This is a genomic window from Sphingobacterium sp. DR205, from assembly GCF_011064245.1.
In the GTDB taxonomy this organism is placed as follows: domain Bacteria; phylum Bacteroidota; class Bacteroidia; order Sphingobacteriales; family Sphingobacteriaceae; genus Sphingobacterium; species Sphingobacterium athyrii.
Window position 1 is genome coordinate 1,233,815 of sequence record NZ_CP049333.1, and the last position, 13,814, is coordinate 1,247,628.

At 38.4% G+C, this 13,814-nt stretch carries 17 protein-coding genes and 1 tRNA gene; 13 read left to right on the forward strand and 5 right to left on the reverse strand.

The window, feature by feature from the left end; genetic code table 11:
- Positions 1-78 precede the first annotated feature (78 nt).
- Complete coding sequence (locus tag G6053_RS05125) at positions 79-615, reverse strand: biopolymer transporter ExbD (protein WP_108637104.1); 537 nt, start codon at positions 613-615, stop codon at positions 79-81.
- A 196-nt stretch (positions 616-811) separates the two neighbouring features.
- Between G6053_RS05125 and G6053_RS05130 the strand changes: the two genes are divergently transcribed.
- The gene (locus G6053_RS05130) at positions 812-1,351 is read left to right on the forward strand and encodes a methylated-DNA--[protein]-cysteine S-methyltransferase (protein ID WP_241254928.1); all 540 of its coding nucleotides are present in this window, start codon (positions 812-814) and stop codon (positions 1,349-1,351) included.
- 132 nt (positions 1,352-1,483) lie between these two features.
- On the opposite strand, the gene G6053_RS05135 is transcribed toward G6053_RS05130, so the two are convergent.
- A tRNA-Ser gene (locus tag G6053_RS05135) sits at positions 1,484-1,568 on the reverse strand.
- 595 nt (positions 1,569-2,163) lie between these two features.
- Between G6053_RS05135 and G6053_RS05140 the strand changes: the two genes are divergently transcribed.
- A complete protein-coding gene (locus G6053_RS05140) occupies positions 2,164-2,601 on the forward strand; it encodes a DUF3276 family protein (RefSeq protein ID WP_165305689.1) in 438 nt (145 codons plus the stop codon).
- A gap of 333 nt (positions 2,602-2,934) precedes the next feature.
- Here G6053_RS05140 and G6053_RS05145 read toward each other — a convergent pair whose 3' ends face one another.
- The 3 genes from G6053_RS05145 to G6053_RS05155 form a co-directional block, all read right to left on the reverse strand.
- Positions 2,935-3,417 carry a GNAT family N-acetyltransferase gene (locus G6053_RS05145; RefSeq protein WP_165305690.1) on the reverse strand — a complete coding sequence of 161 codons (483 nt, stop codon included), beginning with the start codon at positions 3,415-3,417 and terminating at the stop codon, positions 2,935-2,937.
- Entirely contained in the window at positions 3,410-4,099 is a 690-nt protein-coding gene (locus G6053_RS05150; RefSeq protein ID WP_206531870.1) for a GNAT family N-acetyltransferase, read from the reverse strand. The genes G6053_RS05145 and G6053_RS05150 overlap by 8 nt, the downstream gene beginning before the upstream one ends.
- 119 nt (positions 4,100-4,218) lie before the next feature.
- Complete coding sequence (locus G6053_RS05155) at positions 4,219-4,674, reverse strand: ASCH domain-containing protein (RefSeq protein WP_165305692.1); 456 nt, start codon at positions 4,672-4,674, stop codon at positions 4,219-4,221.
- 182 nt (positions 4,675-4,856) lie between these two features.
- Here G6053_RS05155 and G6053_RS05160 point away from each other — a divergent pair, with 182 nt between their 5' ends.
- The 11 genes from G6053_RS05160 (at position 4,857) to brxC (ending at position 13,812) form a co-directional block, all read left to right on the forward strand.
- Positions 4,857-5,618, forward strand: a complete 762-nt coding sequence (locus G6053_RS05160) for a hypothetical protein (RefSeq protein ID WP_165305693.1) — start codon at positions 4,857-4,859, stop codon at positions 5,616-5,618.
- The gene (locus tag G6053_RS05165; protein ID WP_241254929.1) at positions 5,618-6,028 is read left to right on the forward strand and encodes a DUF5675 family protein; all 411 of its coding nucleotides are present in this window, start codon (positions 5,618-5,620) and stop codon (positions 6,026-6,028) included. The genes G6053_RS05160 and G6053_RS05165 overlap by 1 nt, the downstream gene beginning before the upstream one ends.
- The gene (locus G6053_RS05170) at positions 6,025-6,267 is read left to right on the forward strand and encodes a hypothetical protein (RefSeq protein WP_165305694.1); all 243 of its coding nucleotides are present in this window, start codon (positions 6,025-6,027) and stop codon (positions 6,265-6,267) included. Before G6053_RS05165 ends, G6053_RS05170 begins: the two co-directional genes overlap by 4 nt.
- Positions 6,260-6,430 carry a hypothetical protein gene (locus G6053_RS05175; RefSeq protein WP_165305695.1) on the forward strand — a complete coding sequence of 57 codons (171 nt, stop codon included), beginning with the start codon at positions 6,260-6,262 and terminating at the stop codon, positions 6,428-6,430. The genes G6053_RS05170 and G6053_RS05175 overlap by 8 nt, the downstream gene beginning before the upstream one ends.
- Positions 6,431-6,851: 421 nt before the next feature.
- Positions 6,852-7,922 (forward strand): DUF3644 domain-containing protein, encoded by a 1,071-nt coding sequence (locus G6053_RS05180; protein WP_165305696.1) that lies wholly within the window; start codon positions 6,852-6,854, stop codon positions 7,920-7,922.
- Positions 7,915-8,076: a hypothetical protein gene (locus tag G6053_RS05185; RefSeq protein ID WP_165305697.1), complete on the forward strand. Its 162-nt coding sequence runs from the start codon at positions 7,915-7,917 to the stop codon at positions 8,074-8,076. The genes G6053_RS05180 and G6053_RS05185 overlap by 8 nt, the downstream gene beginning before the upstream one ends.
- A 333-nt stretch (positions 8,077-8,409) precedes the next feature.
- On the forward strand, positions 8,410-8,784 hold the full coding sequence (locus G6053_RS05190; protein ID WP_165305698.1) for a hypothetical protein: 375 nt from the start codon (positions 8,410-8,412) through the stop codon (positions 8,782-8,784).
- An 88-nt stretch (positions 8,785-8,872) separates the two neighbouring features.
- Complete coding sequence (locus tag G6053_RS05195) at positions 8,873-9,085, forward strand: helix-turn-helix transcriptional regulator (RefSeq protein WP_165305699.1); 213 nt, start codon at positions 8,873-8,875, stop codon at positions 9,083-9,085.
- Positions 9,075-9,638, forward strand: a complete 564-nt coding sequence (locus G6053_RS05200) for a BrxA family protein (protein WP_165305700.1) — start codon at positions 9,075-9,077, stop codon at positions 9,636-9,638. The genes G6053_RS05195 and G6053_RS05200 overlap by 11 nt, the downstream gene beginning before the upstream one ends.
- Positions 9,635-10,225, forward strand: coding sequence for a DUF1788 domain-containing protein (locus G6053_RS05205; RefSeq protein ID WP_165305701.1), 591 nt, complete (start codon positions 9,635-9,637; stop codon positions 10,223-10,225). Before G6053_RS05200 ends, G6053_RS05205 begins: the two co-directional genes overlap by 4 nt.
- Before the next feature lie 23 nt (positions 10,226-10,248).
- Positions 10,249-13,812 carry a BREX system P-loop protein BrxC gene (gene brxC, locus G6053_RS05210; protein ID WP_165305702.1) on the forward strand — a complete coding sequence of 1,188 codons (3,564 nt, stop codon included), beginning with the start codon at positions 10,249-10,251 and terminating at the stop codon, positions 13,810-13,812.
- Positions 13,813-13,814: the final 2 nt, after the last annotated feature.

Consider the following 13,814-nt stretch of genomic DNA (forward strand, 5'->3'; position numbering starts at 1 on the left):
CGCAATTCTGCTTCAAAAGGCAAAGAATGCTCAGACTGGTTATTGTTGCCGATGTAAACTTTTGATCGCTGGGAGCCTTTATTGAATGGATGCCAATAGTTGCTTTTCCTCTTCGTCTTGAGTTTTACCGATGACATAACGGGAAATGTTCTGATGTTTGAGCTCGTCAATGGTTCGGATGACATCTTTCGTCCGTGCTTCTTTGCTCGGTTTGATCAGGACAATCATATCTTTCGTATTGGGCATAGTACTGATCTTCCCTTTGAGCTGTGCGACCACCTGTGCCAATGTCTTTTCTATATCGGCTGGTTTTTCAGATGAAGCAATAGGTTTCTTAAAGTCACCATGATACCACATAAATTTTCCATCGCCAAGGATCAGGGTTGCTGTCCGGTTTTCATCAATAAAGACCGGGCTATCCACATCGTCTTTTGTTTTGTCTGGCATGGCAATATCCATTGCCGCAGGTTTGTTTAGGGTTGTGGTCAGCATGAAAAAGGTAATCAGAAGGAAGGCAAGATCTACCATCGCCGTCAGATCCACCTTTGGAGCCATTTTACGGCTTCTAATTTTTTTCTTTCCGCTTTCCCGTGTTTTTTGGTTTAATTCTGCCATGATCTTTATTATTTAGGTAACAACTATTGTTCATTCTCATAGATATGATGTTTAGAATGCGCGAATTCCATATTTTTTTATAACGAAATTCATTTTATCTTACTTCTTATAGAAGTAATTTAGGATTAAGGTCAGATAGGAATGGTATTATAAAAAGAGAAGCAATGTTTCCTTTGTCGGAAATGGAATAAAAAAGATGAGTAACTTGGTAACAAAAAATATGGAACAGGATAATGGACTTGTCTACACGGATATTGCATCACCTTTAGGGAAAATAAGGCTTGTAGCTACCATTCGTGGTCTTACTGCTGTATTGTGGGAAGGAGAAGATTATACCCGTACAAAGCTATCAATACCGCATAGAGATGATGATGCTCAAATATTATTGCTTGCAGCGCAACAACTTTTTGAGTATTTTGATCGCAAACGTACTATTTTTGACCTGCCGCTGGATATGCAGGGTACAGCTTTTCAGCTTAAAGTCTGGAATGCCTTATTGGCTATTCCATACGGTCACACGACAACTTATGGGGATTTGGCGCGCCAGCTAGGTGATATAAAAGCTGTGCGTGCAGTCGGAGGTGCATTGAATAAAAATCCGATATCTATTATTGTACCTTGTCATCGGATCATTGGTGGATCCGGTAAACTTGTTGGTTTTGCTGGAGGTCTGAAAAACAAATCTATTCTTATTGATCTGGAGAGGAAAGATCGGACACCTACGCTTTTTGATTGAAAACAACTCGACCAGTCTTTACTTATACACCCCTTACAATTTTTATCGACGATAGTATTCAAACCCCGCAGCGGTTTTTTCCAAAGCCCGATAGCATGCAAAAAGCCTTTCATTTCTGAAAGGCTTTTTCTGCGGAGAGTGAGGGATTCGAACCCCCGAACCTGTGACAGTTAACGGTTTTCAAGACCGCCGCATTCGACCACTCTGCCAACTCTCCGCGACAAAAGTAGAAATTCTGAACAGATTTACAAAACTTATTTTGCATTTTTCTCTGTTTAATGTGCTGTATGAATGGTTTGTTCTGGGGATATAATTGTATATCAGGTTTTTATTTCAATGTCTTATTTAGATCATCAAAACTTTTTCATACGAATCAGGCCTTTTCAGCCGGATATCAACGATTAAAAAAATAGTGGAAGAAATTCCTGTTGGGATTTATGATTCTGATAAAGAATGTGACTCATTTTTTGACCTCCGGTCGGCCCTTTTTTCCGAAGCCCGATAGCATGCAAAAAGCCTTTCATTTCTGAAAGGCTTTTTCTGCGGAGAGTGAGGGATTCGAACTATCCTTGTAACTCTCTGATTTAATATCTTTTATAAGTTTCGTTTTTACGAGGTCTCGCTAGGGTCTCGCAATACTGTTCTCTTATGTTCCCTATTTCTTTTTGCTATACAAAGATACGGAATAAACCTGTCTTTTTTACGGATAAGTAGTATTATTTGAGATTGCTAGGTGGCTGTTTTTTAGTTATGTAGGATAGTTTTAGTATATTCGATGTAACAATCGCTTATTACGAATAAATACCTTCATTATGGATAATAACGAACTATTTACTGATAAAATCACGAAAGGAAATCGTACGTATTTCTTTGATGTAAAAAAGTCAGAAAATGGTAGCCTATATCTTTCCGTTTCGGAAAGTAAGCGCGCCGACGATGGCTTCGAAAAATACAAGATATTGATCTTTGAAGAGGATATCAGAGACTTCAAAAAAGTCTTTAACCGTGCTGTCAAAAAATTGGAAAAGCTTACCGATCTGGAAAGTGACAAGAAAAGTTATACTTTGGACGATATCCGCGAACAACATCCGCAAGCTTATCGGCCATGGTCGGCCGAAGACGATGAAAAACTGGAGGCTTTGTTTTGTGAGGGAAAGACTGTTAAGGAACTGGCTGCTACCTTCGAACGGAAAGAAGGTGCTATTACATCGCGGATCAAGAAGTTGGAACTAAAAGAAAAGTATAGCTAATTATCTGTTATAGAACTGTTTTAATTTGCTCTTTGTCCAAGCCTAAATATTCACAGACTTCCTCTATACTAAGCAATTGGTGAGCTTGCTTGCCTCGTGTTTTTTTTACCGTATTATATATACGTAAGCTTTGCCGGTAGCTCTTGCCGGTAATACGTGCTATGTCTTTTGGATAGATACAGATTCTTCTCATTTCTATACTTTATGTAAGCTTTATCTACCCAGTCGATATTACGATAAGGTAGCGTAGTTATTCATCATTCTGATGCCCAACTTGGTAACAAGTTGGTATAAAGTTGAGGTGGAATCTTTGTTGCAATTTACGAAATATTCTTAGGAAGTATTTTTCCAACTGATTTTGACTGCAGATAATGCTGGAAGTTCCAAACGCTGCGCCTTTAAGATGTCGAAGCCTTGTTTTAAATAAAAGTTGAGCGGCGATAAGTAAAGTTCACCGTTAATTTTACGATCGTCATTATGGTCGATAACCCAACCGTAAAGCATTTCTTCATTCTCTTTTAAATCCATCATTAATTTCGAACCGACACGATGCCCTTGAATCGAACTGGATAGGATTATTGCAAACCATTTTTCTTGGTTGCGATAAAACTTTGTTGCCCATCCAATAATTTCATTGTTTAATCTAACAAGTATATGGGTAGGACTTTCTAACCCATTGATATAAGTGTTAAAATCTTCTACCTTATCATATGCTAATTTAGCCGGATACTCACCATTCCAAAGCTTCATAACACTTTCTTTCTCAACAGGAGAGAGCGAAATGGTATAATCGAATTTCAAATCATCATTAGCCATAATTCCCCCCAATTCGACTAAATATTTTATCGGGATGCCATATTGTATCTTCTCCGTATGTCATCCTTATTGCAATTGTGTCTTTAACTTCGAAACCGTTATTGATAAGAAACTGAAGCCCCACAAAATTGTCTAATGGCAAAATAGCGGCATCCGTTCCACTATACTTAAGACTCATTAATCCTAAACCTGCGCGCTCTGTCTTAGCATATATTGGGCCTTGACCGAGCTTTGGAAAATAATAACCTTCGACCATACCTTCATGTTCAAAGATTACAGCTTGTTTAAGATGACTATCTATTAATTCACGCCTATTTTCTCCACTTATTTCTTGATCTAGTTTATGGATTTGCTCATAAAAGGCAAGCGAGGATGGTTTCAGTTGATCTGGCAATGATTGTTGCGGCCATAGACGCTCACGTTTGAGAAACTGGTATGAACCAACTACTCTGAAACCAGCTTTTTTATAAACTGGAGCTCCTAGGTCTGTTGCGATCAAATTGATGGATACTGCTCCATTTTTAGTAGCTAAGTCTATTAAGTAGCTTACAATCATGTAACCGATTCCTTGACCACGATATGATTGCTCCACGATTATGTGCCCCAACCAAGCTGAATTTTGGTGTAATATTAGAGCTCCAACACCGATGATTTTATTTTTAAAAATAACTTTAATAGGCATGCAAAACGATTGAAGACAGTATTCCATTAAGGAAATAGTAATGTCACCCCATCCGTCTGGTTGGAGATGACGCGTTGAAGGTAAATCTTGGAGCGTGAGTGGGCGTATATCCATGCTTTTTAGATTTTCGGCCAAATTGTCTTAAAATATTCACAGACAAGCTCCATATCTTCGGACGGTTTCAAGCCATGATCACTAAGTTCTCGCGTGTAATAATCCCAATGCACTTTTTGCCAATAGCTTAAGCTTCTATCTCCTTCGCCTTCAATAAACGCGTATTCCGCTGTGATATCTTTAAATTTTACAATCTCCACTTTGACGGTTTTTGTGATTGCCTTGGGAATTCCATGCCAATCGGTCACGATGGCCATATCTCCGATTGCAGGTAGTTTTTCTTCATTGATTTGCAACCCGGGTAAGGAATGTGTGGTAGCTTGTTTAATACTCTCGCTTACGAGTTTGGCACATTCGTCTGCGTCCTTTTCGTTATCACAGAAGTAATAAGACGGCGGTGTTTCTACACCACTATATTCCGGCATTTCATTTTGAAATTCTTTCCAAAAACTATCTATCATATTTCTCTAATTAACCTATGAGCTATTGCAATTTACAAAATAAACTCAGGAAATATGTGACCATATTGACCCAATACCGCCATTTGGTACACCGGCGCTTTTAGGTTGTCTTTATTATCCCAATTTTTAACCTGTAATCACTGATTAGCTGCAGCAAAGGTGAGACTAAAAGTGAGTGTGATATGGCAAGACAATCAGGTATTATTAAATTGAAGGGTACTATCGGGGATATTACCTTTTACAAAAGCAAAGATGGCTATTTGGCCAGACAGAAAGGAGGCGTTGATAAGGAACGCTTCCATAACGATCCGAAGTTTCAACGAACTAGGGAGAACGCAGCGGAATTTGCACGAGCGGGCAAAGCCAGCAAGGCATTGTGTACGGCTATCAGGCCTGTGTTGAACAAAACGCAGGATTCGCGCATGATCTCACGCTTGGTCAAATCGATGATGCAGGTGATCAAAGCGGACCAGGTTAGCAATCGCGGATTACGAAATGTATTGGATGGTGAGTTGATCCTGTTACAGGGGTTTGATTTTAACGGCAATGCCCGCTTGAGTGCGACGGTATATGCTCCATATACCACGACAATCGGTCGTGCGACAGGCATATTGGAGGTAAATGTGGCCAGCTTTGTCCCGAACAGTCAAATTGTTGCTCCCGGAGGCACGACGCATTTTCGTTTGATCTCTGCGGGTGTTGAAGTCGATTTTGAGAATGAAACTTTTGCGTTGGCACAAAGCTCGTCTGCAGAGATCGCGTTTGACAATACGGCTAGCGGAGCTGTCAGCCTAAGCAACGACATTGGCGCTGAGGACTCTACAAAACCATTGTTTTTGGTATTCGGGATTGAGTTCCTGCAACAAGTCAATGGAACGTTCTACGCATTGAACAATGGCGCATACAATGCATTGAGTTTGGTGTTGGTTGATACAGGTGTGTAATGTTGGTGGTGAAATTGTTGCGGACGTACGATGATCGGGGTACCAATGGTGAGATTTGGATTGGTGATGACTTGGTGTGTTATGCCATTGAGTTGCCCTGGCGCGAAAACGTCCGTAACATTTCCTGTATTCCTGAAGGAACTTACCCATTGGCCAAGCGATACAGCAAACGATTTGGATGGCATATTCTGGTAAGAGACGTACCGATGCGAAGTGCCATTTTATTCCATCCAGCCAATAATGCGCAGAAAGAACTGCGTGGATGTATTGCGCCTGTTAGCGAGCTGACTGGGGAAGGCAAAGGAATAAGATCCAGAGTAGCATTCGAAAAGTTGAAAGAGGCTATTTACGCTGCTTTAGATCAGCGACAGGACGTGGTTTTGATTATTGAAAGAAAGGAGAAAGAATGAATGTATTAGAAAGAGCACAGGCTCCTACACCAAAATTTTTCAAGGTGCTGCGCAGTATAGGCTTAATCGTCGCTGCCGTCGGCGGGGCAATTGTTACGGCTCCAGTGTCACTTCCGGTTGGCTTGGTCACCATCGGTGGTTATTTGACAGTGGCTGGTGGTGTGTTGTCCGCTATTAGCCAGATTACGGTTGATGATAAAGATAAGTCGGAAGGTTCAAAGGAGGCTCCCGATGAATAGATCGGCTGTAGGTATGGGAACTTGTGGAGGTCTATTGATGGGAATTTTTCCATCATTGCTTATCGGCGATATTTTCCGTACCGTTATACTGGCAATTATTGGCGCGACGGTTAGTTTTTTTGTATCTGTACTACTCGCGCATTTGACAAAAAAGAAACAATAAAGTTGTGGTGGCTTTATTCATTAGAAGCTCGGCGAATGCCGGGCTTTTTTTATGCTTCAAAAATAATTTTCGAAGATGTTCATCTCTACTGTTTTTCAGTAAGTTGCTTGATATTCTATTCCAAAAGAAAAAAGAGAAAAAAAGAAAGTGGTCTTTCAATGAATTGCTGGCTAATAAAGCAAGGTTTTTCCAAAAAATACTATCCAGAGGATGGAGATTTTTTGGAAAAGCTCGTCCTTGACCTTGCTGTTTAGCCATCCTGCATTATCTTACTTTGCTTTTTTGATTTTATATGCACCTTTATTTTCATAGATTCCGCAAGTATTATGCTAAAGTTATGCTATACAGAATCAGTACTCGCAGAATTGACTGAGATATTAAAATATCCCAGTAATTCTGTATTTTAGTAAAAATAACTACTATGCCAAGAGGATTGCCTAAAAACGTAAGGATTAGTCTCGAAAAAGCTAGAGATTCGGCTCTACTCGCTGTCGAGATATATAATAAGCCTGCTGTGAAATTCAAATCGGGTGGATACATATCGTTAATGGTCATTGCGTGGACATCGTTATTTCATTCTATATTTTTTAGAAGGGGAATTAAACCATTTTACAAAAAAGGAAGGTGCTATGAAAAGAGAGACGGCGATTATTGCTATTGGGAACTAAAAAAATGTGCTGATGAATATTTTGAGGGGACAAATGATCCAATTAAGACAAACTTAATGTTTTTCATCCCATTGCGGAATATGATTGAACATAAATCGGTGCCAGAAATCGATACCGATATTTTTGCGGAATGTCAATCCATGTTGTTAAATTTCGATAAAATTATAGCTAAAGAATATTCTGAAAAGTATTGCATTAAGGAGTGCCTGTCTTTTGCTTTACAATTATATCCATCCACTAAAAGTTTAAGCTCTGCTGTGTTAGAAAACCCAGCTTCATCTCCTATCATTGATTTTATCAGAAGTTACCGAAGTTCAATTGATCCTGATATACTGAATACGGGCGAGTATTCTTTCAAGGCTTTTTTAATACAAGTAGCTAATCATGAAACAAAAAATACGGTACCCATACAATTTGTAAATTATAATAAGTTGTCGGACGAAGAAAAAAGAAATGTCGGACGGATAGCTACAATTATCAAAGAAAAGACAAAGTCTCTATACATCGCGAATAAAGATTTACTAAAACCTTCAAAAGTGGTTCAACAAGTTCAAAACGGTCTTAGAATCAAGAAAATAATGCGACGGGGCAAATTGGTGGATAAGTTCAATATGAATATCCATACAATATGTTGGAAGTATTATGAAGTGAGACCGGAAAATGGGTCAGAAAGCCCAGAAAATGTTAATAATCAGTATTGCTATTTTGATGAACCTAATGCCCAATATCTATATACGAATGAATGGGTCGAGTTTTTAATTTCCGAAATGGATAACGATGAAGTATACCAAAGCTTTTTTGTTGAGGGAAGCTTGAATGTTTAGACGGCTGGTAGCTGGCTGCAATGAGCGCAGCGGATTGCTGACCAGCTACCAAGCTTCGCGAGCCGCCTGCGAGTGGAGCGAGGGTGCCGGACCAAGAGGGACGAAGTACCGGGGGACGGCATATGTAGGTGAGCTTGGCTGGCGGTATTTTTGATGTCTTGGCTTTGTGCTTTGGGATTTTCAAAAATGGTGACAGCCGAAAGCTCGCCTACACAAGGTGGACTAGGCATGCATGGGGAAAAGTAAGTGATGGAGGACAGGAATGGTGCTGGACAACATAGCCGATAATGAAGCATAGCGAAATGAAGGCGCCCCGCAGTACAGCTCCATGGAAGGACAAAATCACTTGCCGGAGCAACCGACTGGCCATGCAAAAATAATGACAATCTGCGCAGCACCCAGAGGGCGAATAGGCTCTACACTGTATCGGGATTGTGAAGGGATGTGTAGTGCCTATCGGATTGGTGCTATTTTTTGCTAAAGGAGGTTGCGACCTGTGCGTTGGGCTGCCTATGGCCACCGCAGCCCGAGCGACCTGCAGGCGAGCCAAACTCGAGGCGGCGATGGATGGCGTGGTGCTAGATGGAATGAAATGGAATACAGCTCCACGCCAGACAAAGTAGCCGCCTATGAGGAGGACGAACTGAACTGCAAGGATGGTGACAATCTGCGCAGCACTCGAAGGACAAATAGACGCTATCCCAATGCTTTTGGAATTGAGCACCCATGGATAGGGTCTATTTGGATTGGCGACATACTTGCTGAAGGAGGAAGACGAATGCCATATTTCCTCCTAAGTATGTTATACCCCTTACTTTTTGTAGATTATTTTTTGATTAAAAAAGTTCTTAGATTTTTCTAAAGACAAGGATCAAATTAATTATTTGATTTACAGAGCTTGGATAATATCTTCTATAATTATCTCAAATAATTCACTATTTTTAACAAATATGAATCGTATCAAAGAAGTGTTGGACGAAAAAGGCATAAAACAAATCTGGCTCGCAGATAAGTTAGGTAAGAGCTTTAATATGGTTAACTCTTATGTTCAGAATCGACATCAACCAAGTTTAGAAACTTTATACAAGATAGCAGAAGTTCTGGGTGTAAGTGCTCGGGACTTATTGGTTGAAGAAAGGGAGGCATTTAAAAATGAGTTATAGGTTTTCAATGACAGGTGCTTCTCTACTGGTTTCGGAATTTGTTCATTTGGCTGGACAGTTTGTAGCAGTTGATTATAATTTAGGAAAACTTTCTAGTGGAGACTTGGATAGAGATCGAGCTGGTACTAGGAGAAGAGAATTTGGGGAGCTAAAATTGCGTTTATCAACTTTATCTAAGGATGAAATTAATTACTTAAATAGCGCAAGCTTAGAGAATCAACGAATGGTTGCATTTATTTCTTGTGTTCGTCTTTATCGGATATTACAAGAGTTTATTGATGAGGTTGTTTTATATAAGATTCAGGCATTCGATTATCAATTAGATTCGATGGATTTTAATAGCTTTTTGTATAATAAGAGTATTGATCATGAGGAAATTGTTTCTTTATCTGTGGCTACAAAGAAAAAGGTTCAACAGGTAATTTTTAAATTATTTGAACAAGCAGGATTGATTGATAATGTCCGGACAAAAAGGTTGCAAGTACCGTTTTTAGATTATGGCATAAAAACAATTATTCCTGAATCCGAACATAAATATCTGCTTAATATATGATTTCGGAACAAGAGAAAATTATTGAAAACTTCAAGCTTATTTTTGAAGTTACCAGTTCTTCCAAGTTTTTGAAGATGGAAGGGCTGAGTGGTGAAATTCCTTTTTGGATTGCGCCTTACGATATCCAGTTTCAGGATTTTGCGGCAGAACAATTTGAGCATCTTGTAAACAAATTAAGACACCAAGGTATTGAAGTTCTTATCCTTGATCTTTTTGAGTTGTCTATTGAGCTTATTAACAATCATATTGGGCTGGATAAAATGTTTCAAATAGAAAAAAAGAAGGATAAAATCAAATTCAAAAAAGCCCTTCAATCTACTCTAAATTTGCATGAACGATTTATTCCTCTCATTGTAGAAAAAGTAAAAGACGCTCAGCCTAAAATATTAATGCTTAAGGGAGTCGGTGCTGTATACCCATTTATTCGATCACATAATGTGTTAAATAACTTACAGAGTGCGATTACTGAAATACCAACTTTGATGTTTTTTCCTGGAGAGTACAACGGTAGAGCGCTGAATTTGTTTGGAGATTTGAAGGACGATAATTACTATCGAGCTTTCAATATTTTCGAGTATAAATTATAATTTATAAAACCAAATTAACGATAATGGCCAATTTGAATTCATCTTTTCTAAAAGATTATAATAGACCTATTGAGACTGTCATCAAGGCTGACGACAAGGATCATATCTATGATGAAGTATCAGAATACGTAATTACAAATGATATATCTAATAAGATCGCTAATTTCTTTGAAGCGTATAAAGAGAAAGGAAGCACTAATGGCGTGTGGATATCGGGTTTCTTTGGCTCGGGTAAATCTCACTTACTAAAAATATTGAGTTATGTTCTTGAAAATAAGATATACGGTGAAGAAAGCTTAAGTAGTTTATTTGCTGATAAAGTAAAAGATGACCCAAAGTTGAAGGCGGATATTCTTTCCAGTATTGCTAAGCATCCTTCCGAAAGTATTCTATTTAATATTGATCAGCAGGCCCAAATAACCAGTAAATCAGATCAAAATGCTTTGCTGCAGGTTTTCTATAAAGTTTTTTTTGATCACCAAGGTTTTTATGGATTTCAACCTCATATTGCTGAATTTGAGGCTTATTTGGAAAAAAACGCAAAGTATGAACTTTTTAAAAATGAGTTTGAAAAGGAATTCGGTAAGACCTGGATCGAAGCCCGTAATGATTATGTTGACCCCTTAATCAATGACGCCATTGCTGTTGCTTTGGGCAAAATATATAACACTGATTCAGATAAGTATGAAGACTATCTTGATCAATGGGAAGATAAGCATCGTGCTTCTATAGAAGATTTTGCGAATAAAGTAGCTGAATACATAACCTCTAAAGGAAAAGGATTTCGATTAAACTTTTTTGTGGATGAGGTCGGGCAATACATTGCTGAAAATACGAAGTTGATGCTTAATCTACAGACTATAGCCGAGTCTCTGGATACCAAATGTCAGGGAAATAGCTGGGTCTTTGTTACGTCGCAGGAAGATCTAGAAAGTTTAGTTGGCGATGATCGCCAAATACAGAAAGACGACTTTTCTAAAATTCAAGGACGATTTAGTAATCGAATCCCTTTAACTTCATCAAATGTTGATGAAGTAATTGAACGTCGATTACTCGAGAAAAACAATGAAGGGCAGGTTTTATTTGGTAATCTTTATGAACAGGAACAGGCAAACTTAAGGACATTACTGACTTTTTCTGAAATCGGTATGCAATTTAAATTGTATCGTGATGAGGAAGATTTTGTTAGTAAATATCCATTTATTCCTTATCAATTCGATTTATTTCAACAATGTATTAAATCATTGTCTCGGCATAACGTTTTCCAGGGTAAGCATGCATCTGTAGGAGAACGTTCGATGTTAGGTGTATTCCAGGAGGTTCTAAAAAACCTCAATACATTCCAGGTTGGAAACCTTGTCACTTTTGATTTGATGTTCCATGGTATTGCCGGAACTTTACGTACTGAAGTGCAAAATGCGATATTGTTAGCAAGCAATCAGTTAGAACACCGTAGCAAACTGGCTATACGTATCCTAAAAGCGCTGTTTTTAGTTAAATATTTTGATAGTTTTAAAACTACAGCTCGCAATATTCAGATCCTGCTTACCGCAGATGTACGCGTCAATATTAATGAGTTTGGTAAGGAAATAGAACAAGCTCTTACACTACTAGAAGAGGAAACCTATATCCAACGTAGGGGTGAAATCTATGAATATTTGACTAATGAAGAGAAGGATATAGAAGAGGAGATTAAGGATATACGCGTTGAAGATGATGACGTGAGCAAATATTTAGCCTCAGTCTTCTTTGATGGTATTTTGAAAGAAGGAAAACTTAAGTTTTTGGATAATAAACAAGATTTTGATTATACAAGGATTGTAGATGGTTTGACTTTAGGAAGGCCCCATGAGTTACAGCTATCCTTTATCACTTCTGAATACAGTGAGTATACGAACGATTCCCATTTTTCAGCAAAGACCTTATCGGATTCTACTTTAATGATGATCAAGTTGCCCCAAGACAAACGCTTTATGCGGGAGGTACGTACGTATTTAAAAACTGACAATTACGTTCGCAAGAATAATACGAGTTCTAATACTGATTCCTATGCACGTATATTGCGTGAAAAGGGATCGCAAAATAGTCTCCGCAATACGAGTATAAAAGATCTGGCTAATGATCTTATTGCAAGCGCTCAGATTTATATTAACGGTTCGGAAAATACAAAATCCTCGTCAAATGATGGCAAAACAAGGTTAATAGAATCTGCTCAAGATTTGATTAAGGTAGCCTATCCAAAACTATCGTTGCTGGGTAATGCACTACTGGATGAAGCTCAATTGCGAAAGACTATGTCCAGTAGTTCAAATCTCAATTTGTTCGGAGGCGATGTAAGTGCTATATCTCAAGCTGAGCAGGAGGTGTTGAATTTTATCAACAGACGTAAAAATCAAAATGAGCGCACTACGCTTACCGATCTTCGAAGCCATTTCAACGGAAAGCCCTATGGTTGGCGTATGATCTCCACACTTTGTATTGTTGGACAATTGTTTAAGCGTGGAAAAGTAGAGCCCAAACAGGCTACAAATATTTTGGATGATCAGCAATTTATGTTGGCTCTGGATAATAATCAACATTGGAATAATACGTTGATATTGCCTCAACAAGATATTGATAGTGGCTACTTACGTAAATTAAAGGAGTTGCATAGAGAACTTTTTGATGATACTAACATTGCTACAGAAGCCAAGGAGATTACCAAATATTTTAAGGAGAAAGCAGCGGAATTGATTACTGAAATCCAACGGTTATTGAACCAACAGACACTTTTTCCGTTTGTAAAGAGTTTAAGTCCAATGCTTGACAAGCTGCAGTCTTTGACAGTAATGGATTACAATCAGTTGCTAACTTCCATTAAGGACTATGAAGATGAGTTGTTGGATGCAAAAGAGGAGGTGCTTGATCAAATTCGAAATTTTATAAATAGCGAACAAGCCAATATTTATAAGCAGCTTTCTGTTTTTTTACGCGACAATAATAGTAACCTCAAGTATATAGAATGTGATAAAGAGCTTGACTTGTTGAAGGAAGTTCAACAACATGAGAAGCCTTATGCAGGGACACTTATAAGAGATGCTAAACAGGCTGTAGATCTGTTGTCTGAACGTATTACTGACGCTCAAGATGAAATGCGTGCAGGGCTTATACATAAGCTGGAAAACTATATATCCTTATTAAAGGCTGATAAACTATATCAAAATTTGAATATAGATCAGCAAAATATAGCATTGCAACCTTTGCTAAATAAATTGAAGGATGCTCGGCAAGAACGTTTTATTAGTGTTTTACAGAACATGTCCTATGGTATAGGAGAGTTATACAATAGACAATTAAATGATATTGCTCGATTCCAAATACCAACTTCGGTCACAACGATGACGGAAACCTACAATGAAGGTGATGTTATGGGAAACACAGCCCGAGAACCGAAAGAAGTATTTATCACGCTATCGACTACTCTAAAGAAAGTAAAACCACCTAAGGCTCACATTGAAACGAGTGAGGATGTGGAGGAATACCTTGGCGAATTGCGTAAAGTATTATTAGATCAGATTGCACAGCAGCGTAAAATTAACTTAAACTAATA